The sequence below is a fragment of the Alteromonas sp. V450 genome (assembly GCF_001885075.1).
Classification (GTDB): domain Bacteria; phylum Pseudomonadota; class Gammaproteobacteria; order Enterobacterales; family Alteromonadaceae; genus Alteromonas.
The window spans coordinates 1,767,676-1,791,523 of the sequence record NZ_MODU01000004.1; the positions used below are offsets into that span (position 1 = coordinate 1,767,676).

General features: G+C 43.3%; 27 protein-coding genes. 10 read left to right on the top strand and 17 right to left on the bottom strand.

Annotated features, from left to right (window positions below):
* The first annotated feature begins 32 nt into the window (after window positions 1–32).
* Window positions 33–2,552 (top strand): PilZ domain-containing protein, encoded by a 2,520-nt coding sequence (locus BK026_RS07730; protein ID WP_071815331.1) that lies wholly within the window; start codon window positions 33–35, stop codon window positions 2,550–2,552.
* 74 nt (window positions 2,553–2,626) lie between these two features.
* Here the strand turns inward: BK026_RS07730 and serB are convergent, their stop codons facing one another.
* A complete protein-coding gene (gene serB, locus BK026_RS07735; protein ID WP_256253720.1) occupies window positions 2,627–3,625 on the bottom strand; it encodes a phosphoserine phosphatase SerB in 999 nt (332 codons plus the stop codon).
* 132 nt (window positions 3,626–3,757) lie between these two features.
* Between serB and BK026_RS07740 the strand changes: the two genes are divergently transcribed.
* A complete protein-coding gene (locus BK026_RS07740; RefSeq protein ID WP_256253722.1) occupies window positions 3,758–4,447 on the top strand; it encodes a hypothetical protein in 690 nt (229 codons plus the stop codon).
* Window positions 4,448–4,464: 17 nt separating this feature from the next.
* Here the strand turns inward: BK026_RS07740 and BK026_RS07745 are convergent, their stop codons facing one another.
* The 10 genes from BK026_RS07745 to rpoE form a co-directional block, all read right to left on the bottom strand.
* Window positions 4,465–5,259, bottom strand: coding sequence for a TatD family hydrolase (locus BK026_RS07745; protein ID WP_071815333.1), 795 nt, complete (start codon window positions 5,257–5,259; stop codon window positions 4,465–4,467).
* Between the two features lie 38 nt (window positions 5,260–5,297).
* On the bottom strand, window positions 5,298–5,936 hold the full coding sequence (gene pdxH, locus BK026_RS07750; RefSeq protein WP_071815334.1) for a pyridoxamine 5'-phosphate oxidase: 639 nt from the start codon (window positions 5,934–5,936) through the stop codon (window positions 5,298–5,300).
* A gap of 105 nt (window positions 5,937–6,041) precedes the next feature.
* Window positions 6,042–6,953, bottom strand: coding sequence for a GTPase Era (gene era / locus BK026_RS07755; protein ID WP_071817549.1), 912 nt, complete (start codon window positions 6,951–6,953; stop codon window positions 6,042–6,044).
* A gap of 16 nt (window positions 6,954–6,969) precedes the next feature.
* A complete protein-coding gene (rnc, locus tag BK026_RS07760; RefSeq protein ID WP_071815335.1) occupies window positions 6,970–7,659 on the bottom strand; it encodes a ribonuclease III in 690 nt (229 codons plus the stop codon).
* Window positions 7,659–8,561: a signal peptidase I gene (lepB, locus tag BK026_RS07765; RefSeq protein ID WP_071815336.1), complete on the bottom strand. Its 903-nt coding sequence runs from the start codon at window positions 8,559–8,561 to the stop codon at window positions 7,659–7,661. Before lepB ends, rnc begins: the two co-directional genes overlap by 1 nt.
* Entirely contained in the window at window positions 8,561–10,357 is a 1,797-nt protein-coding gene (gene lepA / locus BK026_RS07770) for a translation elongation factor 4 (protein ID WP_071815337.1), read from the bottom strand. Before lepA ends, lepB begins: the two co-directional genes overlap by 1 nt.
* 130 nt (window positions 10,358–10,487) lie before the next feature.
* Window positions 10,488–10,934 (bottom strand): SoxR reducing system RseC family protein, encoded by a 447-nt coding sequence (locus BK026_RS07775; RefSeq protein ID WP_071815338.1) that lies wholly within the window; start codon window positions 10,932–10,934, stop codon window positions 10,488–10,490.
* A gap of 7 nt (window positions 10,935–10,941) precedes the next feature.
* On the bottom strand, window positions 10,942–12,024 hold the full coding sequence (locus BK026_RS07780) for a MucB/RseB C-terminal domain-containing protein (RefSeq protein ID WP_256253725.1): 1,083 nt from the start codon (window positions 12,022–12,024) through the stop codon (window positions 10,942–10,944).
* Between the two features lie 99 nt (window positions 12,025–12,123).
* Window positions 12,124–12,702, bottom strand: a complete 579-nt coding sequence (locus BK026_RS07785) for a sigma-E factor negative regulatory protein (RefSeq protein ID WP_071815339.1) — start codon at window positions 12,700–12,702, stop codon at window positions 12,124–12,126.
* Window positions 12,703–12,801: 99 nt separating this feature from the next.
* On the bottom strand, window positions 12,802–13,380 hold the full coding sequence (gene rpoE / locus BK026_RS07790) for an RNA polymerase sigma factor RpoE (protein ID WP_071815340.1): 579 nt from the start codon (window positions 13,378–13,380) through the stop codon (window positions 12,802–12,804).
* 197 nt (window positions 13,381–13,577) lie between these two features.
* Here rpoE and nadB point away from each other — a divergent pair, with 197 nt between their 5' ends.
* Complete coding sequence (gene nadB / locus BK026_RS07795; RefSeq protein ID WP_071815341.1) at window positions 13,578–15,257, top strand: L-aspartate oxidase; 1,680 nt, start codon at window positions 13,578–13,580, stop codon at window positions 15,255–15,257.
* A 75-nt stretch (window positions 15,258–15,332) separates the two neighbouring features.
* Here nadB and BK026_RS07800 read toward each other — a convergent pair whose 3' ends face one another.
* The 3 genes from BK026_RS07800 to BK026_RS07805 are packed head-to-tail and all read right to left on the bottom strand — an operon-like array spanning window position 15,333 to window position 16,978.
* Window positions 15,333–16,205 carry a MaoC/PaaZ C-terminal domain-containing protein gene (locus tag BK026_RS07800; protein ID WP_071815342.1) on the bottom strand — a complete coding sequence of 291 codons (873 nt, stop codon included), beginning with the start codon at window positions 16,203–16,205 and terminating at the stop codon, window positions 15,333–15,335.
* A 1-nt stretch (window position 16,206) separates the two neighbouring features.
* Window positions 16,207–16,785, bottom strand: coding sequence for a protein YgfX (locus BK026_RS19950; protein WP_371264971.1), 579 nt, complete (start codon window positions 16,783–16,785; stop codon window positions 16,207–16,209).
* Complete coding sequence (locus tag BK026_RS07805) at window positions 16,727–16,978, bottom strand: succinate dehydrogenase assembly factor 2 (protein ID WP_071815343.1); 252 nt, start codon at window positions 16,976–16,978, stop codon at window positions 16,727–16,729. Before BK026_RS07805 ends, BK026_RS19950 begins: the two co-directional genes overlap by 59 nt.
* A 248-nt stretch (window positions 16,979–17,226) precedes the next feature.
* On the opposite strand from BK026_RS07805, the gene BK026_RS07810 reads away from it, so the two are divergent.
* Window positions 17,227–18,255 carry a folate-binding protein YgfZ gene (locus BK026_RS07810; protein ID WP_071815344.1) on the top strand — a complete coding sequence of 343 codons (1,029 nt, stop codon included), beginning with the start codon at window positions 17,227–17,229 and terminating at the stop codon, window positions 18,253–18,255.
* Between the two features lie 67 nt (window positions 18,256–18,322).
* The gene (locus tag BK026_RS07815) at window positions 18,323–18,838 is read left to right on the top strand and encodes a peptidylprolyl isomerase (protein WP_071815345.1); all 516 of its coding nucleotides are present in this window, start codon (window positions 18,323–18,325) and stop codon (window positions 18,836–18,838) included.
* Between the two features lie 67 nt (window positions 18,839–18,905).
* Here the strand turns inward: BK026_RS07815 and BK026_RS07820 are convergent, their stop codons facing one another.
* Together BK026_RS07820 and nadE are read right to left on the bottom strand one after the other, a co-directional pair.
* Complete coding sequence (locus BK026_RS07820; protein WP_071815346.1) at window positions 18,906–19,244, bottom strand: P-II family nitrogen regulator; 339 nt, start codon at window positions 19,242–19,244, stop codon at window positions 18,906–18,908.
* A gap of 2 nt (window positions 19,245–19,246) precedes the next feature.
* Entirely contained in the window at window positions 19,247–20,083 is an 837-nt protein-coding gene (gene nadE, locus BK026_RS07825) for an ammonia-dependent NAD(+) synthetase (RefSeq protein WP_071817551.1), read from the bottom strand.
* A gap of 373 nt (window positions 20,084–20,456) precedes the next feature.
* On the opposite strand from nadE, the gene BK026_RS07830 reads away from it, so the two are divergent.
* Window positions 20,457–21,017: a GspH/FimT family pseudopilin gene (locus BK026_RS07830; RefSeq protein WP_071817552.1), complete on the top strand. Its 561-nt coding sequence runs from the start codon at window positions 20,457–20,459 to the stop codon at window positions 21,015–21,017.
* A gap of 11 nt (window positions 21,018–21,028) precedes the next feature.
* Here the strand turns inward: BK026_RS07830 and BK026_RS07835 are convergent, their stop codons facing one another.
* Complete coding sequence (locus BK026_RS07835) at window positions 21,029–21,535, bottom strand: hypothetical protein (protein WP_143142098.1); 507 nt, start codon at window positions 21,533–21,535, stop codon at window positions 21,029–21,031.
* Window positions 21,536–21,550: 15 nt separating this feature from the next.
* Here BK026_RS07835 and BK026_RS07840 point away from each other — a divergent pair, with 15 nt between their 5' ends.
* The 4 genes from BK026_RS07840 to BK026_RS07855 are packed head-to-tail and all read left to right on the top strand — an operon-like array spanning window position 21,551 to window position 23,844.
* Window positions 21,551–22,084 carry a GspH/FimT family pseudopilin gene (locus tag BK026_RS07840; protein WP_071815348.1) on the top strand — a complete coding sequence of 178 codons (534 nt, stop codon included), beginning with the start codon at window positions 21,551–21,553 and terminating at the stop codon, window positions 22,082–22,084.
* Window positions 22,078–22,701: a hypothetical protein gene (locus BK026_RS07845; RefSeq protein ID WP_083575049.1), complete on the top strand. Its 624-nt coding sequence runs from the start codon at window positions 22,078–22,080 to the stop codon at window positions 22,699–22,701. The genes BK026_RS07840 and BK026_RS07845 overlap by 7 nt, the downstream gene beginning before the upstream one ends.
* Window positions 22,691–23,563: a hypothetical protein gene (locus BK026_RS07850; protein ID WP_071815349.1), complete on the top strand. Its 873-nt coding sequence runs from the start codon at window positions 22,691–22,693 to the stop codon at window positions 23,561–23,563. The genes BK026_RS07845 and BK026_RS07850 overlap by 11 nt, the downstream gene beginning before the upstream one ends.
* Window positions 23,563–23,844 (top strand): hypothetical protein, encoded by a 282-nt coding sequence (locus BK026_RS07855; protein WP_071815350.1) that lies wholly within the window; start codon window positions 23,563–23,565, stop codon window positions 23,842–23,844. Before BK026_RS07850 ends, BK026_RS07855 begins: the two co-directional genes overlap by 1 nt.
* The last annotated feature ends 4 nt before the right edge of the window (window positions 23,845–23,848 follow it).

Consider the following 23,848-nt stretch of genomic DNA (forward strand, 5'->3'; position numbering starts at 1 on the left):
ATAATGATACTTAACAATAAAGTTGCAGCTTCATGAGTCAAGATCTAAAGCAATACGCTGAAATAATAGAACAGCTTAAGCCTATGGTTAACGAGCCTGAGTTTAACCAGGTATTGCTTCAAATCGGTGCTGACATCCCCAAAGAAAAGCGCTTTCTAATAAAGATGGAAGTGAAGCGCTTAGCGAAGCCTTGCCAGCGAACTATAGACCTGCGTGGGCACGTTGATGGGAAGTGTAATAAGTACGTTCATCAAGGGCGTACGCACTATATGGACGATATTGCTGTTGATAAATTTGAGGAGCAACTGCGAGTATTCGGCGGATATACCTATGGCGTATATGAGGCTGTGCAAAATACCGAGAACAACTTTCGGTTGATGCGGGAAAAAGAGCTGATTCAAGAAAGAGAAGAGAAAGAAAACCCGAGCTTGAAACAGCGATCAGCCGTACTAGAGCAGTTCAAAGTTCCCACAGTTAACCTGCTTGATTACCGCCAGCGCAGCACAGAGAGAATGAACTTTGCCGTTGCTTTAGAGATTTTCAACAGTGCGAATCAATCGATGCGTGGACTTAGTGTCGACATATCCTTGGAAGGCTTACAAATCAAGCTATCTAAGAACACACTTTTTAAGAAAGGTGAAACGCTTTTTATCTTCTTTCGAGGGTTAGAAAATGAATTTGCCATGGACAAAAAAAATGGCATTGCCTACACCCTAGTTAAAATTTCTACGAAAAATGATGTCAATTACCTTGCGCTTCAGCGCGATAAAAATCGACCTAACCCAGCGTTTGACAACTTTTTAGAAAGCTTTATACACGGCAACAAACGCCGTTATAAAGTCAATATGACCAATACCATAGAAGCAATAACAAGCAAAATTTGTGAGCAGTACTTTTCGCCACGTAGCCCAACGCTGCCAGTTTATATTGATGAGATAAACAAGACATTGATACCCCGCTACGCCATGGTCAATGAGGTCAATAGAGAAATCGTTCACTACTGGCAAGATGAAGCTGACAACTGTAGATTAAACTTTTTATTAAGCCAAGAAAGGCTGACGCGTTTACTCAATAAGTCAAACGAAGTTAGAGAGATTTTCGTTTTTAGCTTTACGCATCTTCAAAACGAAAAAGTGTACTTTTACTCTGCATCTATCGACGAACTTTCGCAAAAAGAGGCGTTATTTCGTGTTTTCGCGGGGTTCGGAGCAAGAAAAGCAAGTTGGCGTGTATTCAAAATTACACTTACTGATATGGTTCCCGAACAAGCTCATATACCGCTTTCTATTCCTGATTCGGTGGGGAATAAAGTTAAGAAACTTAATACGCCTCCTCCGGCTCGGTTGATGTCTAAATTAAAAAATTTAGTCTATTTGGCACACATCACCGATGTAACATCCATTATGGGACAAGAAGCATATAACGAGCTCAAGTATAATAAAGAGCACCTCGTACATTTGAAACACTTCGGACACCCAAGAAATCGTGCAAGTTCAGATGTTCAACTCGTTCGATTTAAATACGAAGAGCAGCGCTTAGAAAGTCGATACCAGCTAAGAACTCCTATATCAGTGCGCTTTAACAATGAGGAAATAGACCACAAAGGAGTGAGTGAGGATATTTCCGTCCACGGCCTTGGCCTTCGAATAGAATTAAGCAAAGAATATAAAGGTGCTCTTGAAGGGATTGCAGAAGTTGCGTTTCCTAAGCTACAAGAAATTACGACCTCTTTCGATGTCATGCACCTTCAATACGATATTATCTATCACAACCCTGAAAAAAACATTCTGCACTTAAAGGCAATGACCGGGGAAGAAGGTAAAAGCGCAAGGCACTTTTTCGATGAATTGATCAAGAAAAACAAAGCAAACCTAAAAGTAGATAACGACGAAGAAGAAATACCGGGTATAGGTCAAGCCCTTCGCTGTATCAATGCTAGAAATGCCACATCGCTTTCGTTTCTTATGAGTAAAGAAGGGATAAGATATACGCCACAAGCGTGTATCGTTGGTAAACAAGACGAAAGGATCACAACATTAACCACCCAATTTTCTGAACGTGGGCAAGTCAATTTAGAGTTTTTATTCAGAGACCGTAAGCAGGACTCGCCCTTTGTTCAAAGTGGGATAAAAACCGTCAAGCTTGAAAACATGCCTTTGCGAGAAGAGTTATTTATTTCTTTCGATACGTCGCAAAAAGACCCTCGAATGGCAATCATTCCTCGATATTCAAGTAGATTTGAAAACAATGAACAGCGTAGCGCTTTCATTAAAGATGCCATGTTGAGAGGCCAGTTTATTGCTGTACACGTAATGCTAACCACAACGGGCAAGCCTGATCTAACATTGTTACAGACAGAAATAAATTACGTTACTATGTACGCAATGCATAGAGCGAAAGAGCTAGAAAAGAAAATGTGGGGCATTGCTGCTTGTGCTCACCTCGTTGACGTCACCGACGAGGTGCTTATTCGTTATGGCTTTAGCGCACAGGATATCACCGCAAATAAGACGCTGAATAACCCCTCCCATTCCAATAAAGTGATGGCGTGATACGTAAAATAAACACCGCAACGAACGTTGAGGCCATGGCTATGAAAGCTGCGGCCCCAAACTTTTGATACTATCTACTTATCGAGGAAATAAAGCATACTGTGTAGGTGACCGCGCCGAATGGCTACGCTTGCCTTTTCATTTACAACAGGCTTTGCATGACAAGCAACACCTAGCGCCGATTGGGCCATCATCAAAAGGTCATTTGCGCCATCTCCCATTGCAGCAGTTTGCGAATGAGGTATTTGCCACTCTCGTGCCAAGCTAGTGATCGTTTCAGCTTTTACCTCTGCATTTACAATTGGCCCTATAACCTCACCGGTTAACGCACCATTTTTTACCTCTAATGTGTTAGATATAGCGAAATCTAAGCCTAAACGCTCTTTTAAGTAATCAGCGAAATAGGTAAAGCCACCTGAGGCAATCGCGAGCTTCCAGTTGTTAGCTTTCAGCGTTGTTATCAATGACTGTACTCCCGGCATCAGAGGCAAGCTATCACGTATTTGAATGAGCGCTGTCTCCGGTACATTTTTTAAGCAGGCAACCCTGTGAATTAGACTTTCATTAAACGCTATCTCACCGCGCATGGCTTTTGCTGTAACTTCTGCGACCTCTTCCCCTACGTTGGCAAGTTTTGCTATCTCATCAATACATTCAATTGAAATTACGGTACTGTCCATATCCATGACAAGCAGGCCAGGTGTAGAAAGCGAAGGCTGAGATGCTTGTAAACCTAAATCGATGGCATACCTGTCACTAACTTCGCCTATTAGCTTATTAATTTCGGCATTATCTGAGTCACGAAGTGTACCTCTTACTTGAATAACGTCTTCACCAAACGTTTTATGTAGGTGATGAAAACTGACGCTTGCAGGAGAGAAGTAATCAGCTAGGTCCAATAAAACCGCCGACAAGAGGTGAGGTGTCAGCGCTTGGGTTGCAACAGTTACCACATGTGAATACGCTGTATGAGTTGGATAATTGTCAATAAATGCATTAAGCGATGTGCACTTATGGTCATTTTGATAATTTCTTAGGTAGTCACAAGAGTCGATAGTTTTATCTTTCATCATTGATAGGCAAGTTAGCAACATAAGTAATAAACCGTCAATGCTACCCAATTAGGCTAACTAATAAAATATACTCTTTAAAATTAAATGGTTTTATCCTACTGTAAGACTCCCGAAAAACAGCTGGAACACGAATTGGTTAAGAAAAGCAGCATTGCGATTGCACAAAAAAGTGGTGACCCACATTCACTTTATACCGCGCTGAAACGGTTGTTCCATACCATTGTGGTAGGATCCGTTCTTGCTTCAGCTGTTGTACTCATCCTGCTTTTTCAACAGTACCAAAATGACTGGCTCAACGTACAAACTCGATTTTCAGGTGAGAGTATTGCCCGGCAATATGCCAAGCTACTCGCGCCGGCATTCTCTATAGAATCTGCGCTTAGTCAGGGATCATCAAACAATTCCGAAACGTCAACGCAGTTGTCAAAGACAACGGTTAACCTTCTACAGATAGAAAGTATCGTAGACGTTCTGCTACAAGAGCCGCATATTCTTTCGTTGTCAGTATTCGACAGACAAGGGAAATATATTGCACCACTTCCGCGAATCGATAGCGTGGTCACGTTGAACGAAAATGAGGATTTTACGCCTTTAACCTATGTCAGTACTATATTTGATGAAAGCAACCAAGTGGTGGGGTATGTTAACGTGCACATGAATACGCTTGCAGTATTAGAAAGTCCGTTATCTTTGCGTTATCAACTGACGTTTATCGCATGTATTCTTATGTTTTTTGCTTTGACAATGGGTATTTATCTAACGCGGCTTTTCTACAAGTCTCGGCCGTGGGTCATCCAAGTCATCAACGCAAAAAACCGCTAGGTAACAGTATGAGTATGCTAGTCAAACAAACGCTGATAGTTTTCCGACGTTTGCTTGATAATTGTGCCTTTACTAATACCAGTCAACGCCTCAATGGTATCTACAACATCAGGTAAGAATTCAGGGGAGTTAGGCATACCTTGACGGCCATTCATTGGCATATCAGGGGCATCGGTTTCGAGAACAATTTTATCTAAATGATGCTCAGCTAAATACCGTAGTGTATCGCGTGTTTTGTTTGCACGCGCATAGGTGATGGTTCCGCCAAAACCCAATAGAAAGCCTCTTTCAATGTAGCGAAGAGAAACATCCACACTGCCAGAGAAGGCATGGATCACTCCCCCTCTATCCGGCGTAATCTTTTTTAGTGCCTCAAACAATAAATGGTGGCTCTTGCGGTGATGAAGAATGATGGGCAAATCGTATTTGCTCGCCGTGGTCAAGTGAACCGAAAGTACGGCCTGTTGTAGCGCCATTGGCACTTTTATATGAGTGTCTAAACCGGTTTCGCCCACTGCCTTGATTGCCGAATGCCCAGAGCACGCTGCGTCAATGAGCCGATTTAGCATTGCATCAACTATTTGTGAGTGTGATAACGTGCTATCCAGAAAATAGGGATGAAAACCAACGGCGACGTCTATAGGAAGCAGCTGGTGAAACGCATCGCTCATACTTAATAATCGTTGCCAAGATGTTTCACTAATGCTCGGGGCTAGTATACGCGAAACGCCTGCCTTAACCGCGGCTTGCAAGACATCCCTCGTTGATATGGCATCTGGTATCAGGTCTAAATGACAATGACTATCGATCATAAATCGCTACGTTACCGGGGATAGTATTACACGCCGATTCACGGCATTAAACGCTGTGTTTCCCACACTCCACTTTGCGCTTTGTTGTATTCGAATCTATCATGGAGCCTATCTTCTCCACCTTGCCAGAATTCTATTTGGTGGGGAATAATCCTAAAGCCCCCCCAGAAATCGGGTACAGGAAGCGCTTTGTTGGCAAACTTTTCTTTAAGTTGCTTAAATTGAGTCAGCAATAACTCTCTACTGCCGATAGGCTTACTTTGTTTAGACGCATAGGCTGCCAGCTGACTGTCTTTTGGACGAGAGATAAAATAGGTCGCATTCTCTGTAACCGACAGTTTTTCAACCACACCGCACACGCGCACCTGCCGTTCCATAAAAAACCATGGAAAGTGACAAGAAACCTTCGGGTTCACAGCAAGCTCTTGAGCTTTCCTACTCCCGAGGTTTGTAAAAAAAACAAAACCTTTATCGCTTACGTCTTTCAACAGTACTATACGTTGTGAAGGCTGACCGCTGCTGTCAACAGTTGCTACTGTCATTGCGGTAGGATCTGGGATCCCTGCATCAATAGCGTCTTTAAGCCACGTTTCAAAGAGTATGAATGGATTAGGAGTTAAGTCAGACTCTTTCAACGACCCTTTAGAGTACTGTCTGCGCATATCTGATATAGCCATGTACGCTCCCGCGCTTTGTCATTTTAAAATGGTGAGAATGAGAACGAAAATGGGAAGAGCCTAGATCACTGGCTCTTTATAAAAATGCATTTTCAAGTGCGTTGGTTAAATATTGGTATCATCACCATAACCAAGTGAACGAAGTGCTCGCTCGTCGTCAGCCCAACCCTGTTTAACTTTAACCCAGAGCTCCAAGAACACTTTGTTATCAAAAAGGTTTTCCATATCTTTTCGCGCTTGCTCACCAATGGTTTTCAAATGCTTACCGCCCTTACCAATGATCATGCGCTTCTGTGTTTCCCTTTCAACCAAAATCAAACCATTGATACGATAAACACCGTTTTCAGCCATTTTAAACTGCTCTATTTCTACTGTGGTTGAATACGGCAACTCATCTCCCGTAAAGCGCATAAGCTTTTCGCGGATGATTTCAGCCGCCATAAAACGGCTTGAACGGTCAGTTATATAGTCCTCTGGAAAGAAAAAATCACTTTTTGGAAGCGACTTAGCCACCAAATCCCTGATTTCATCTACCATTTTACCCTGTTTAGCACTGATAGGGATCATATGTTCAAAAGCGTGCTTTTCGCCGAGTTTCTTAAGGTGAACCATAAAGTTTTCTTTATCTTCAACCTTATCCATCTTATTGACGATGAGGTAACAAGGTAGCTTAGCTTGCTTAACTTTGCTTAGCACCATTTCATCTTCAGCATTAAAACGGTCACCTTCTACAACAAACAGTACTAACCCAACCTCAGCAAGAGAGCTTGATGCTGCGCGGTTCATGTAGCGATTGATAGCACGCTTTTCATCCTGGTGAAGCCCTGGGGTATCAACATAAATTGCTTGATAATCACCCTCAGTATCTATACCTAAAATACGATGGCGAGTGGTCTGTGGCTTACGAGAAGTGATACTTACTTTTTGACCCAGCAGACGATTTAGTAACGTTGATTTTCCCACGTTGGGGCGGCCCACGATGGCAACCAAACCACAGCGAGTGTTAATTTCGGGCATGTCTGGCAAATTTGACTCATTCAGCGTTGTCATCAAGCTTCTCCAATGTTAACCGAGCTGCTTCTTGTTCTGCTTTACGACGACTGTTACCAGACGCCACAACAGCCCCGGGAAGGCTATCAACTGTGCAACTTACTTCGAAAGTTTGCGCATGGTCTTTGCCTGATATAGACAGTACTTCATACGTTGGCAGCGCTTGTTTACGACCTTGTAAAAACTCCTGAAGGCGCGTTTTGCTGTCCTTAGGGTGAGCGTTCGGGTCTAACTTGATAATTCGTGTTTCCCACAAGCGAGAAATCACGCCGCGCACTTCTTCCATGCCAGAGTCAAGATAAATGGCCCCCAAAATAGCCTCAACTGCATCCGCTAATATAGAGCTTCTGCGATGACCACCACTTTTAAGTTCACCTGGTCCTAAATTAAGTAATTCGCCGACGCTGGTTTCCTTTGCCAGTTCAGCGAGTGTTTCACCTTTAACAAGGGTAGAGCGCATGCGTGTGAGTTTACCTTCAGGAACCGTGGGGAAGCGCTTGAAGAGCGTTTCGCCGATGATCATGCCTAATATTGCATCACCTAAAAACTCTAAACGCTCGTTGTGCTGCTTAGCCGCACTTCGGTGAGTTAGCGCTTGCTCTAGTAACGTTTCATCCGTAAATGTGTAGCCTATCGCTTTATACAAGCGACGATATTTATCTATTCCCTGCATTAATGAATGCCACCCACTCGTTCAAATCGAACGCCGGTAGGGATCCACGTAGGAAGAAAATCAGACGGGCTGCGTTCGAACTCAAAAGAAATCCAAATAGCGACTGCCTTACCGACTAAATTTTCATCCGGTACAAATCCCCAAAATCGACTATCGCGACTATTATCTCGATTGTCACCTAAGACGAAATATTCGCCCTCAGGCACAACCCACTCGTTGCTGCGAGTTCGTGCTTGAGTATAAAAGTGTGCAGGAGATATCTCGCGAACAGGGTGACGCAAAATATCGTGCTCAACAGTGCCCAAATCTTCGGTGTATCTCATTAATTGCGCCATATCTTGAACAAATTCGCCGCGCTCTTGAAATGTCAATGGTACCGCTTTCAGCTTAGGGCAATTTTCGTTACCCTCGCATTTGGGTTTTATATAAACTTGTTTGTTCTGATAGACAACCGTGTCGCCAGGTAATCCTATGACCCGTTTTATATAATCCACCGAAGTATCTTCCGGATATTTAAATACAACGACGTCTCCACGCTCAGGGACACCCGTTTCTATTAACTTACTTCTGAAAACCGGGTCCTTCACGCCATAAGCAAACTTTTCAACCAAAATGAAGTCACCCACTAATAAAGTGGGCATCATTGAGCCTGATGGGATTTGAAACGGTTCATACAAAAACGAACGCAACACTAATACAAAAGCGATAACTGGAAAAATCTGTTGTGACGTGTCTACCAGATATGGCAGCTGTGGATCTTCTCCATAGCCCGCCCCCTCAGCTGTAGCAGCAGCCTGAAGACGCGCTTTTCGCTTTGGCGCAAACACTAGGCTGTCCACTAGCCAAATTAACCCTGTAGTTAAGGTGAGTGCCACCAAAATCAAGGAGAAGTAATTTGCCATTATTTGCCCACCTTCAATACTGCAAGGAACGCATCTTGTGGCAATTCAACATTACCCACTTGCTTCATTCGCTTTTTACCTTCTTTCTGCTTTTGAAGTAATTTTTTCTTACGGCTTACGTCACCACCATAACACTTCGCGATGACGTTTTTGCGTAGCTGCTTAACGGTACTTCTAGCAACAATATGGTTACCGATAGCCGCCTGAATCGCGATATCGAACATTTGACGTGGAATAAGCTCGCGAAGCTTTTCTACCAGCTCGCGGCCACGGCCTTGAGAGTTTTCTCTGTGTGTAATGACTGCTAATGCGTCAACTCGCTCGCCATTAATGAGAATATCAACACGTACCATATCCGAGCTTTGGAAACGTTTGAAGTTGTAGTCAAGCGATGCGAAGCCTCGGCTGGTAGATTTCAAACGGTCAAAGAAGTCAAGTACCACTTCTGCCATTGGCAGCTCATACGTTACCGCCACTTGCTTACCGTGGTATGTCATGTTGGTTTGCATACCGCGCTTTTCAACACAAAGCGTAATTACGTTGCCGAGGTATTCTTGTGGCACAAGAATGTTGGCTTCCACCATAGGCTCTCGAATTTCGGCAATGTCATTCACCGGCGGCAGTTTAGCTGGGCTATCAACAGTTAATATCTCGCCTTTCGTCGTCTCTACTTCATAGATTACCGTTGGCGCTGTTGTTATTAGGCCCAAGTCATATTCACGCTCTAAACGTTCTTGAACAATTTCCATATGCAGCATGCCTAAGAAGCCAATACGGAAGCCAAAGCCAAGGGCTGCAGAGCTTTCTGGTTCGTAGAATAGTGACGCGTCGTTCAAACTTAGTTTTGCTAAAGCGTCACGGAAGTCTTCATAGTCATCAGAGCTAATAGGGAAAATACCGGCATAAACCTGAGGTTTAACCTTTTTAAAACCTGGTAGCATTGCGTCCGCTGGCTCACGTGCCAGCGTAATTGTGTCACCTACTGGCGCACCTTGAATATCTTTAATCCCTGCGATGATAAAGCCTACTTCGCCGGCTCTTAACGTGCCTGTATCAAGAGGCTTAGGGGTAAACACACCTATCTTATCAACCTGGTGCGTTTGTCCATTCGACATAATTTGAATTTTGTCTTTCTTAGTTAACTGCCCTTCGACAATTCGTACCAGTGAAACAACGCCTTGGTAGTTGTCAAACCAAGAATCGATGATCAGCGCCTTAAGTGGCGCTTCGCGGTCACCCTCTGGCGGCGGTATTTTATTAACGATGACTTCAAGCACATCTTCAATACCGATACCGGTTTTTGCAGAGCAGCGCACAGCGTCAAGTGCATCGATACCTACAATATCTTCAATTTCTTCTGCAACGCGGTCTGGTTCAGCCTGCGGCAGGTCGATTTTATTTAGCACAGGCACCACTTCCATATCCATCTCGATAGCGGTATAGCAGTTTGCCAAAGTTTGTGCTTCTACGCCCTGTCCTGCATCAACCACCAAAAGCGCACCTTCACAGGCAGCAAGAGAACGAGAAACTTCATAGGTAAAGTCAACGTGCCCTGGCGTATCGATGAAATTGAGCTGATATGTTTCACCATCGCGCGCTTCATAGTTCAGTGTCACGCTTTGCGCTTTTATCGTGATACCGCGCTCTTTCTCTAAATCCATAGAGTCAAGAACCTGTTCCGCCATTTCACGGTCTGTAAGCCCTCCGCAATGCTGGATTAGACGGTCTGACAGCGTAGACTTACCGTGGTCAATGTGGGCGATAATACTGAAGTTACGAATGTGCGATTGTTGCATAATGCTGGAAATTACCTGCAGAAAAATTCATTAAACAAAAAATGCTGCTTGCCTTGCTTTAAGGGTTATACGCAGCGCGTGCGGATTTTACCCATTTATTGAGTGAAAAGCGAATTAGCAAAAGAAAATTTTATCCTTTTAACTTTTCAAGTATGACCGGTTGGTACTTTAATTTTTCCAGATGTTGAAGCTTTTTTGCTATCAGCTTGTATACAAAGAAGGTCAATACACCGCTTATCATAATATTAAGTAGCTCATGACTGACGCCAAAATTATTTAATATCGAAGCAGTTAGGAATAAAAAGGTAATGAAAGCAACAAGAGGTAACATATACAGCCAAGCGGATGCGCTTAGGATCCCTGCTTCAGGGATACCCACAGTGACTTGTTGCCCTAATCTTACTGACATCGGTGTGCGAAGTACTAGTTGCTGCGTTTTTGGTGCAAGCGCTCGAGATATTACTCCGGTACCACAATCTTCCTGTGCACCGCACGCACTGCACGTAGACTTTATTGCAGCTTCAACCGTTACCTTATCGCCGTCAATTGCAACAACTGTTGCGGTTTCTTTTATCATAAATACCTTAGTTTGATGTTAAAGGCATAAGAGATGTTGCTATGGCGTTTGCTGTTTGAAGCGGAATCTCGCCAACAACTGTCACCTGTGCTTTTCCATCGGTTAACGTTAAAAAGGTACTCACCTCATTTCTCAACGCTAAATCTCCACCGACGGCATCTCTTGCAGGCTGCACATACACAGACACGTCAATCAAACCATCGGAAAAAAGCTTGTGCTCTACCACCTGCCCTGTTAACGCTAGACGTCTGGTATCCTGTTTCACAACATGCATTCCTTTTGGCAAATACCCCACCTTCCACGAATGAGGCCGAGTTTGAGTGTTATTCATCGCCATGGGCTTGGGCAGTGAATTGACATTAATACGAGAAAAGTATTCAGATGGCTCTGCTGAAATGGCAAACGCGGTTACTTGAATTTGTTCTAAAAGGGCGCCTTGCAGATCAAGCATATTTAGCTTCAGTAACATACCCGATGCCTCATCCAACCAAAGCTGATAACCAAAGCGCGTGTTGTCTCTACTAACAACCCTAATTTGTTGCGCTGATCGGCCCGCTACTCTCGCTCGGCCTACCGTAATAAATTCGTAGCTCTCTAACAAAGACTCTGGATGATAAAGTAACACACTGGGTATGGGCCCATTTATATGGTTAGACCGTAAACTATAGGGCTGTACATCAGGTTCAAAAACACTTACGACGTCGTTAATCCTGATCAACTCCCTGCCAGGGCCATTTTGGAGATTTAACTGCTCTAATTCAGTACCGTCATCTAATAATCCGTGACGCCATAAGTATGGGATAGTTTCCTGCCCAGCCTTGGTTTGCACAAAAGAAACTTGAAAATTAGCATTGGTAATAAGATTTTGAAGCAGCAACAACCATTCAAAGGAGTTTTGGGGATGCCGTCTCTCGACTCGTTGTTGTTTTGGCGTCTCCTTATTGTCAATGTCTTCATCCCGAGCGTCATTGTTTTGTGGCGAACTTGACATCGGCTCTTTTTGATCTTCAACCTGAAATGCCACAGCATTATCTGCAACACCAAAACCCAACAAAAATAAAATAACTGTCAGCGAATTACCAAATCGCATTTTCCTTGCCCCTAAAACGAACGTACCAGCATTATATGCTGGTACGGATAAAACTAAAAACGTAAGGTTTACTTATTCATCAGGCGAGCTAGCGCGCTTTCACTGAGGACTTCCCTGTTCGCTACTTTCCTCTTCGGATTCTTTTGCTTGTTTAAGCTTTACTTGTTGCTCATGATCGGCAAGAAGCGCATTAATCTTTCGCTTTCTCTCAAGTAAGTCATTCTTATCGTTTCGTGGCAGTGATCTCGTTTGTTCAAGGCTCACTGGCGCTAACCCGCCAATGGGACCAACAGTGGGAGCAGTCATAAACGGCTCTGTTGGCGCTTCCTGGTTGCTATACTGAACACCGAAGATAACAGCAACTGCTACTGATGCCGCAACTGCAAGTTGGCCTGATTGCTTCGCAAAGGGAACGACATTTCCCAGCACAGGTAATGAGCGCCAACGAGATTGTTTCGGAGCAACAATTGCAGGCTCACTTTCCAGAGCCGCAGCCACGCTTGCTGTAATATCTAAATTCGGCGCCACGCTCGCTTCTTTGCGCATTACTCCGCGGATCACATGGTAACGTTGCCACTTGGCACGAAGTTCATCATCTTGCTTTACTGCATTAATGATATCATTGTCTTCTAGTTCACCATCCATGAATGCGGACAATTTTTCTTGCTGATGCGTCATATATTCATTTCCAGATCAAATTGATCGATTACTACCCTAACACAGCTGTTAGTCATCTTGAAAATAAGAAAGTTCATCTTTTTTTGATTTTGTTTCTTTTTAATTCTCTAACAACGGCTGAATAACCTTATCGATAGCCTCTCTCGCTCTAAATATTCGCGACCTTACGGTACCAACAGGACAAGACATTACGCTGGCTATCTCTTCATAACTGAGCCCTTCGATTTCACGGAGCGTTATCGCCATTCGCAAGTCATCAGGCAGTTTTTCCACAACCTTGAATAACGTTTCTTCAATTTCTTCGGAAAGAAGGCTCCGCTCCGGCGTAGACTGCTCTTTTAGCGCATCACTACCCTCGTAAAAGTCTGCTTCATCGGCATCTACGTCGCTTGCAGGTGGTTTCCTACCTTGTGATACAAGATAGTTTTTAGCACTGTTCACCGCAATGCGATAAAGCCATGTGTAAAATGCACTATCGCCACGAAAATTGGGTAATGCGCGGTACGCTTTGATAAATGCTTCTTGCGTCACATCGGCGACATCACCTGTATTTTTTACGTAGCGAGACACCAAATGCATTACCTTATGTTGGTAACGAGTTACCAATAGGTTGAATGCATTCTTATCTCCACGCTGTACTTTTTCGACCAATTGTTGGTCGGTTATCTGCTCGCTCATTCGAGCTGTTACTCCCTACTTCAACTACACACAAGCTCTAAACAAGCATGAGGTAGACGCGTTCTTTTTGCAAAAGTTCGATAGTAGCATTAAATATTTTAAAAAATGCTTAAAAGCACGTACAAGAATGATTGTGTTTTGCTTCCCATCCTTTAGACTTGCCGGACCTTTGCTCGTTTTGATTGATATAAAAATACATGAAATCTGTATCCTCTTCACTAACTTCTACATCTAATGCAATAGAACACAGATGTGATGTGCTTATTATAGGTAGTGGTGCTGCTGGATTAAGTTTAGCGCTCAAGCTTGCCGATCATTGTCAGGTAATTGTACTTAGTAAAAGCGACAGAAATGAAGGCTCCACACGCTACGCTCAAGGAGGGATAGCAGCCGTTTTCGACGAACAGGACTCAATTGACGCACATGTTAAAGATACTCTCGCGGCAGGCGGAGGCTTGTGCGAGGAAGAAGCGGTTCGATTTACTGCCGAGAAAGCTAAAACCGCGTTAGAGTGGCTTATTGGCTATGGCGTGCCGTTTGACACAGAAAAAAGCGAGTCAGGAGAAGAGCGTTTTCATCTCACCCGAGAGGGTGGTCACAGTCACCGACGTATATTGCACGCTGCAGACGCTACCGGTGAAGCACTGCAAATTACGCTTAACGACGCAGTATCAACCCATCCCAATATTCATGTATTCGAGCGCTACAATGCTATTGATCTTATTCCGTCGAAAAGCAAAAAAAATACCTGCGTTGGTGCATATGTTTGGAACCGCCAGCAGGAGCATGTTGAGGTTATACGAGCACCGTTTATTGCACTGGCGACGGGGGGCGGTAGCAAAGTGTATCAGTACACTTCAAACCCTGATGTGTCCAGCGGCGATGGAATTGCCATGGCGTGGCGAGCTGGCTGTCGCGTAGCGAACATGGAATTTAATCAGTTCCACCCAACTTGCTTGTTTCATCCTCAGGCTCGAAACTTCCTTATAACTGAAGCATTACGCGGTGAGGGTGCAAACTTGTGTCATGCCGACGGCACGCGGTTTATGCACAAATTCGATGAGCGTGGAGATCTTGCACCACGAGACGTTGTAGCGAGAGCTATCGACTTTGAAATGAAGCGTCTTGGTGCCGACTGCATGTACTTAGACATAAGCCATAAGCCTGCTGACTTCATCGTTAAACACTTTCCTAATATTTATCGCAAATGTCGCTCTTTAGGTATCGACATCACACGGGAACCGATCCCAGTTGTACCGGCAGCGCACTACAGCTGTGGTGGCGTGATCACCGACTTTAACGCAAAAACTGATTTAGATAACGTTTATGCTATCGGCGAGGTAGCATATACAGGGCTGCACGGCGCTAATAGAATGGCATCGAATTCACTTTTAGAATGTGTCGTTTTTGCGAGCGCGGCGGCTGAAGATATAATGACGAAGCTTCACAATGCTAACTGTGATGAATCTATTGCGCCTTGGGACGAAAGCCAAGTATCTGATTCAGATGAAGAGGTTATAATTCAGCACAATTGGCACGAACTTCGTTTGTTTATGTGGGATTACGTAGGTATTGTCAGAACAGACAAGCGCTTAGAGCGAGCGATGCGGCGCATCAAATTGCTAGAACAAGAAATTGCCGAATATTATGCGCATTTCAGAGTGAGTAATAATCTACTGGAATTGCGCAACTTAGTTACAGTGGCGGAGCTTATTGTGAGATGCGCGATGGAGCGAAAAGAAAGCCGCGGGCTACACTTTAATCTTGATCATCCCAAACAACTTGATGAGCCAAAACCCACGATTCTTATTCCGAAAAAGCAACTTTCTGGTGCTGATGTTGGCTCGCTTATTACTGAAGGGAGCTTCGCCGACTAGTCGCACAAGGTACGTAATACTTTCGTGAAAAAAGGTGGGGCTCTCCCACCTTCATCGCGCTAATACAACGTGATTTTATGATTCGCCGCATCTTATAAAAGCGGTTAAATGCAGTGCGTTGTCTTTGCTGCCTGTAACATCTACCGTCATGTTTTTCTCGTTATCGCTGCGCTGGGAAATGTCGATACTGCTTGGTAAATAAACGGGTTTCTTAAATTGGCAATCTATATAATTTGCCGCCCCAGTGTTCTCCTCTTCTCGATGAGCTTCAAATGCAGAAATAGCACGCGACAATGTCCACATACCATGCGCAATCGCAGTTTTAAAGCCAAATACCTTTGCGGATAAAGAGGTAAGATGTATTGGGTTGTAGTCGTGCGAGAGCTTCGCATAGCGGCGGCCGGTATCAGAAGCTACATATACTTCTGCTATTTTCGATTTGAATGGAATGTTGCATTCAGCCTGGTTCTGCGTTGTCGTAAAATAAGGCGCCACATGAACGGCTTTAACTTTCACCAAGTAGCGACTGGTGGCGCTGTAAACCAACTTTCCGTGCTGCAATACATCAAGCAACACATGCATCTCCCATCCGCGCACATGAGGTGTCACATCACTGAAGCGAACACGAAATTCAAACCACTCGCTAATGTCATAATCACTGAGTACATCAACCCGATTACCAGAGTGGATTAATCCTAACAATGGAAAAGGGCTTTGTTTATCTAATAAACACTGCATTTGAAGGGGCAGTGAAACCATTTGAAGATAAAGAGGATGAATACGACCGCTTTCTAGCCACGCAACTTCTTTACAGAATTTTTCATAATGCGTTTGATCAATACGTAATGTTTTGGTGTAGATTCGCTGCGGTAACGTGGGTGGTTTAAATTGCATCAACTTACGCTTATCAACCCGTTTGAAAAGCGCTTTGGTATATTCACGAAACATCTTACAAATTCCCTGACCGAGTATTCTTTTTTAAATAATTTATTACTCTGCACAGTCTGCGATAATTGACCTCTGTGCATTCTGACCTCAACACCCAGACGAAATGCTTATGCCCCCTGTCTAACCACCCTTTTTTCGACTGCGCTACATGAAGACATAGCCCCCATGGAAGAATAAGTGAAGATGGGTGTAACTGCATTTCGGCGCCGCCATTCGCATCATTAACTCGTTTTGCTGATAAGGTCGTTTTTCCACTTATTTGGGCACATTCTACTACGCTGAGCCGTCCAAAATCGGAAACGCTCAACGCATAAGAAAAACAAGGCGTGGACGATAAAAAGCACCGGATACAACTCGGTGCTACATAAGCAATCGATAGCAAGACAAGGGCACAACGGCAATAGAACTCGCTTACATACGACCAAACAGCAGGCTGTAATGCGTTTAAGGCAAAGCCAATCGTTACTATTAACCCCAATCTAGACAGAAGCGTTCTTAGTTCTAAATGAGTAAGCTCAATCCTATACTTTGACACGGTTGACGATCGTAGAGACCATTGCTGCCAGAGCCGGGTCCTCACACTTTTGATGTCCCATTATCCATGCAAACAAATCGGGATCATCACTTGTTAACAAACGCTCGAACGTCTCTTGATCCTCAAAACTTAACGAGTCGAATGCTTCTTCTACAAAAGGCAATAGCAATACGTCTAATTCGAGCATTCCACGGCGGCACGCCCATTTCAATCTAGCTAATCTTTTTGGTTCAAACATAGTCACTTCTTACACAGAACAATTCATCACCATAATACCATGCTGGCCCTATTAGGATCACTGCTCTTTTGAACAGAAAAGTAGTCAAAAATAGAGTGTGCTGATATTTATGGTATGTTTTTTCAGCGATGTATAAGCTAAAAACGGTACATGGACCCACTCAAGTAGCGCTAAATATTTGGTTTACCCTTGATAAAAATACGAATTACCCTACTTTGTGACTATACCGACAAACATGAGTTTTCATAATGGACACGCTTTCATCATTAACCAATCTTAAAGAAACATTCGCGGTAAGGCTGAATGACAGAATGATAATTGCGCTAGAAGGAGAACAAGCTGATAGTTACCTTCATGGCCAAATAACCATCAACGTAAATGCGTTAAGCAGCAACATTGCAAGGTTTTATGCGCATTGCGACAACAAGGGTAAAACATGGTCTGTAGGTCATGCAATCAGGTATGATAACCAACTATTAATGCTCACCAATGAGACCTCTGGACAGCATTCTTTGGCACAATTGGGTAAATACGGTGTATTTTCTAAGGTTGATATTCAGGATATTACTCAAAAGTACGCTATCTATTTCGTCTCGTCTGACGCAATACAAAAAACACTTACCGGCGTTTTTTCACCCGATGATATCGCTCTTTTAGCAAAGAGTGTTAAAGAAGAATCAGAGAGCACCATAATACAGAATACCGATGGCTTTGCCTTTTCCCTCGGTGCATCTGCTCAAGGCGCAATAGTTGCCGTATCAAACCCCATCGCCGATGTGCTACAAACTAATATAACCGACGCTCATATACCTTGCTTCGAGGATGAGGTGTTTAACGCTATTCAAATTTCACATGTATTGCCAAGCTTACAGGCAGGTGCTATCGCAGAATATGTTCCGCAAATGCTAAACGTTCATGCACTTAACGGAATAGACTTCGATAAAGGGTGTTACATGGGCCAGGAAGTCGTGGCGCGGACTCGCTTTTTGGGGAAGAATAAACGCGCCGCATTTAGTTTTAAGATAGATGCCGCTATTGACGTAAACAGTGGCGATACGCTTGAAAAGCAACTAGGGGACAATTGGCGCTCAGCGGGTAAAGTAATATCAGTGGGCAGACTTGGCGATGAGACATGGATCATGGCCGTGTTAAATAACGACACTACGACAGAAGATTTACACAGATTGGCTGATAATAAAGACATTACCTGCTACCCTAGACCCTTGCCATACGATATTGAGCAACAAGCCAGTAATATTGTAAAGAAGCGCCGCTAGACTTGGTTCAAAGCGGAGTAAATGTATGCCTTTAGCGCAAAGTTAAAGGCCCGAATTAGGAACTATTATGACAATCACCTCTGACAGCGTTGTAACGCTTCACTACACGGTTTCAACGGAAGACGGCACAACGCTTGATTCATCAGAAGGAAAATCCCCTCTTGTAGTGTTGCTAGGTCGACGTTTTCTTATTGAAGGACTTGAAGACGCATTGATAGGCAAGACCAAAGACGATAGTTTTAATATCTCAGTTGCGCCTGAAAAAGCATACGGCGAGCGAGCTGATGAGTTAGTCCAAACTGTACCGCGCTCGATGTTTGAAGGCATGGACGTGGAAGTCGGTATGTCATTCAGAGCGACTACACCGCAAGGTGAGCAATCGGTAATAATCATTGAAACGACAGATGAAGAAGTCGTCGTCGACGGGAACCACCCACTAGCAGGCATTCCACTTACGTTTGATGTAAAGGTTATTGATGTAAGGGAAGCTACGGCCGAAGAGCTTGAACACGGTCACGCTCACAGTGAACAAAGCAGCTGTTGTGATCCCCAAACTGGTGAATGCTCAGAAGACAAACATTAGTTTTCAGCCAGCGCAGATTAAAAAGGGAGCGTGCAGCTCCCTTTTCTCGCTGTGCTTTATGATGACGCTAAATTGCATCTTCGTTTTGTTCACCCGTTCTTATACGCACTGCGCTTTCAACGTTGTAAACGAAAATTTTACCATCACCGATTTTGCCAGTTTTTGCTGACGATTGTATTGCCTCTACAGCTTGCTCTACTCGTTCATCGTCAAGCACAAGCTCAATCTTAATTTTTGGAAGGAAATCGACCTGGTATTCTGCGCCGCGATAAAGCTCAGTGTGACCCTTTTGTCGGCCGAACCCCTTTACTTCTGACACTGTCATCCCTGCGATACCGACTTCAGCTAGCGCTTCCCTAACATCGTCCATTTTGAACGGTTTAATGATAGCTTCAATTTTTTTCATGACTACAACTCATCGTAAATTGTTGGAATTGGCACACGCTTATGCTGTGTACGCTCATAAATATAGAGCAATTTCTCTTCCACTTCTGCAGAAACAGGTTTTCCTTCCAAGAAGTCGTCAATTTGGTCGTAAGACATTCCTAGCGCTTGTTCATCTTCTTTTTGAGGAGATAGGCTTTCGAGATCGGCGGTTGGAGCTTTAGTAATGACATTGTGCGGTGCACCTAAATGAGCAGCGACTGCGCGAACTTGACGCTTACTCAAACCAAACAGTGGCGCTAAATCACATGCTCCATCTCCGTACTTCGTGTAAAAGCCGGTAATATTTTCAGCTGAATGATCCGTACCTAATACCAAGCCATCAACCATACCAGCTATTTCATATTGTATAACCATCCTTGTACGCGCTTTAACATTCCCTTTCACAAAGTCTCTTTTTGCATCGCTACTTGGTAACAAACCAGCGCTGCTAAGCGCGTCGCTGGTTGACGAATGAATCGCATCTGCGCCTGGTTGAACATTCACCGTCAACGCATGTGAAGGTTGAATAAAATCTATGGATTGCTGTGCGTCTTTTTCGTCAGCCTGCGTATTATAGGGAAGGCGAACGGCGATAAACTGGAATTGTTCATGATTTTCTTGGTTAAGCTCATTCACTGCTATCTGTGCCAGACGACCCAGGGTACAAGAGTCAATTCCACCGCTAATCCCTAGAACCAGTGAATTTAAACCTGACGATAAAAGCTGCTTTTTGATGAACGAGACTCGACGGGTCACTTCATATTCCACATCAATTTCAGGCAGCACTTTCATTTCTTCAATAACTGCTTGTTTTTTCATCATAATATCCACGTATTTTTTAGGCGTCCTGAAGTATAATACTACGATAATATCAAATCAGATGTTAGTAGTATTGTCGTTCGATTACTTAAGTTTGTATAGAAGGCTTGCTAGCCACATTACTCTTTTCGTGTAGGCGACGATAAATGTTGCTGTAACTCACACGAGAGTTATAGGTGTTAATGCTCAAAAATGATATTTTATACCAATAAATCGCAATACTAGTTTACTCTAAAGGATTAGGTATTGATGCAGTTTTCTACCCAATGTAAATTACAAATAGTAAAGATGAAAACAGCGACAAAATAAATATCAAACGTTGCACAAGCCAAGAGAATATAAAACGATAATGCAAACACGCAAGCATGTAGACATGAAGTCAATTAAGTACATACCAAACGGATTTACACTTTTAGAAATGCTGATTACTGTCTCTATAGTAGTCATCTTAGTTACTGCGGTTGCACCGAACATCCAAAGTATTTTGATTACTAACAGAGTAACCGCAGATTTAAATAATTTAAGTGCTGCTGTTCAAAGAGCGCGATTTACTGCTGTCGATGAACAAGCCACAGTCATCATGTGTCCAACAGAGAATTACTCAGAATGCACTGACGATTGGTCAAAGGCAAAAATGGTTTTCATCGATGAGAACAACGACGATGGTAAAAACGATGACGAACCTATTATTATTACCAGCCAGCCGATTAATGACAAAAACACATTAAGTGGAATAAGCGGCAACCTTGAATTTGATCAGTTTGGTTCTATCAATAAAGCTGCAACCATCCTAATTTGCGCGACAGGTAAACCCAGTAGCTATGCATCTGCTCTGCTGCTTTCTCAGTATGGGCGAATAGCAGTGGCCATCGATGCAAACGGCAGCGACGGTATAAAAGAAGATTTATCTGGCGCGGCTCTTGACTGTTCGTAGTCTACAACTCGTTAAAACCAACAATGGTTTGGGTAAACGCCATTTTCATCAATCGTTAAAAACCGACATTGACTCGCTGTATCTTTATAGTTAAGCGTGGCGGTGATGTGGTATCCGCGCGTTGTTGTTTGATGTTCTGTTAGCGCCACGTCACTAAGCCGGTGATGAGGAAGCGCATTCAGCGGTAAGTACGTACCGTTTGTTAACCAGTGTGTTGATTGAGTAACCCTAAGGTTGAGTAGGTAGACCTTAATACTGAATTCTTTTGAAAAATTGAGCATTGATTCATAACTGGAATATCCAAGCTTGCACAGCAGTGTAATAATTATCAATGTCGCCATTAGGTCTACGGTAGAGAAACCGAGGCTTATTCCTTTCCTTTTTCTCGTAAGTTTTGCACGGTTTATTAAAATCTCACCCATCGTACAGCTTATCCCTAGCCCATTTATCGTTACATTGATCATACCTAATAAACTATGAAGAGAAACCGAACTTGAGTAGGGTTTCTCTTTACACATAGGGTGGCACGCCATATGAAGCAACAGCAACGTTCATGGTTTATCAAAAATCGTGGATTTACCCTTTTAGAATGCATGATAGTTGTTTTACTCCTTATCATTTTCTCATCCATTGCAGTCCCGTCACTGAGTGACTGGCGTGAAAAAAGAGAGTTTGCGCATGTCTTGAAATTAGTGAGTGATTTAGCAAAATCAGCACGAGCGCAAGCACTGATTCAAAATCAAAGCGTAAACCTACAGGTAGGCACAGAGGGCGGTGGGTGCGTCATACTAACTCAAAATATGGATTGTAGATGTTCGAAGAGACTACTTTGTGAAGCGGACGACAAATCAACGTATATCGCACTGGAAGATTGGAATATGACACTGTCCAACTCAAATAAGCAGAGTCAGAATATAACCTTTACGCCTAATGGAACGCTTCACTTTGGCAGTGCTAGTACACTTACTGTCGGCAGTAAAAATCACAAAGGAAAAATTACATTAAGTACGTTAGGTAGAATTAGGACTTGTAGTTTAACTTCTGTCGCAGGCTTTTCACTATGCTGAATACGCCCGAAGAAAAATATTTAAGCTTGCCAGCAATGTCATCAGGCTTTTCTATTATAGAACTGATGCTCGCCACTCTGCTTTCAATCTCTTTGATTAGCGTCATGCTTTCATTTACCGCTAGCTCACAAAAGAAAGGCGTGTTTATAGACGAACAAGCTTCATTAGAAGATGAGTTGAGAACGCTAAGACGTGTTATCGCCAGTGACTTAGCCAGAGCCGATTATGTAAACCATTCATCAGTTGATATTGCATCCCCACTGACGAGCTCTGTTCAAGTTGGAGCCTATGGTAAAGAGCCACAAAATAGTTGTATCGTGTTTTTTTATGACAAAAATCAAAACGGCAAAATAAGCGATTCCGAGCGGGAATTTTTTGGCTATCGATTGCGCGATCACGCTATTGAAAGACGTGTTAATCAGCGAAGCTGTTCTGACAAAGGTTGGCATGACGTGACCGACATTAACAGTACTATTGTTAAGCATTTTGCAATTGACTTCATCTTTGCAAGTAGCTGGGGAAGCGCATACTCAATCACAATTGCCCTCGATAGCGCTCGCTACGCTGTGGACACCTCACAAATCACGTTTATGGTAGAGGTGCCCAATGCGAAATAACCTAAACCTAGACGATCGCATTAAGGGAATGGCGACAATACCTATTGTCTGCATTCTCCTGTTCACCCTATCGTTTGTTTGCTTTAGCTCGGTAGAACGGGTAAACACTTACTTCTTAATAGAAAGGAGCAGTCGCGTTAACGAGGAAGATAAAATCTACACACAGCTAGCTATAAAATCGCTAGCTTCTTTACTCGTACGACATTCGATAGGCGATGCTATGGATAAAGCGAAGCACCCTGCTCTGCGTTTTACTGTTGATGAGAAACACTTCGTCGCAAAACGAGGGCAAGCAGTCAAACAATACGACATTACGGCCACTTTTGATAACCGTATAACCTATGTATCACGCTTTTTGAAATATCCTGCCTTGCTAAGGCTGCCCGATAAAAGCAATTTGAATAAACCTGATCCTTTCATTACAGAGTTATTGTTTAATCGTGCAATCGCCGACCTTAGCCCATCATTTTTCCCACAATTAACAACTTCACGTAATTGTGAAAGCCTTGCGCCAAAAACCATATATTGGATTGAGGGCAGCTGTACGCTGACGAAAATTGATGTAGAACACAGCTCAACTAAAAATCCAATTTTGATGATTGTTAATAATGGCGATGTAACGCTGTCAAAAAACGTAAATTTTTTTGGTTTAATCGTCGTGCTATCTCGTGCAAATAACGTTGAATTGAATATCCATAAAGATGCAAAACTCCACGGCGCATTTTTGTCTAACTTACCTATCAAGACTCATGTGAGCGGTACGATCGTCCACTCCAATGAAACGCTTTATAATCTTCAACACAGTAACGCACTAGCTAAAATTATATTAGTCCCTGGTAGTTGGTATAACAAAGAGAAGTAATGGCCATGTCTACTCACAAAAATAAGCCGTCTAGCAGTATTAAAACACGAACAGAAGGCACGACGTTGGTCGAGGTGTTAATCGCTACGTTTATTTCCTTAAGCGTGAGTGTTTTTCTGCTATCGAACTATGCGCGTACACAATATTTACTGGACACCTTAAAGACCACCCAGCAAAGACATCAGACGCGATTAGTGCAATCAAAGCGGAACTTGCTACATGATGAGTACGATCAGACGTGGCTAGACGTAAAGGCGCTCGAGAGTATTACACCAATTTAGGCAA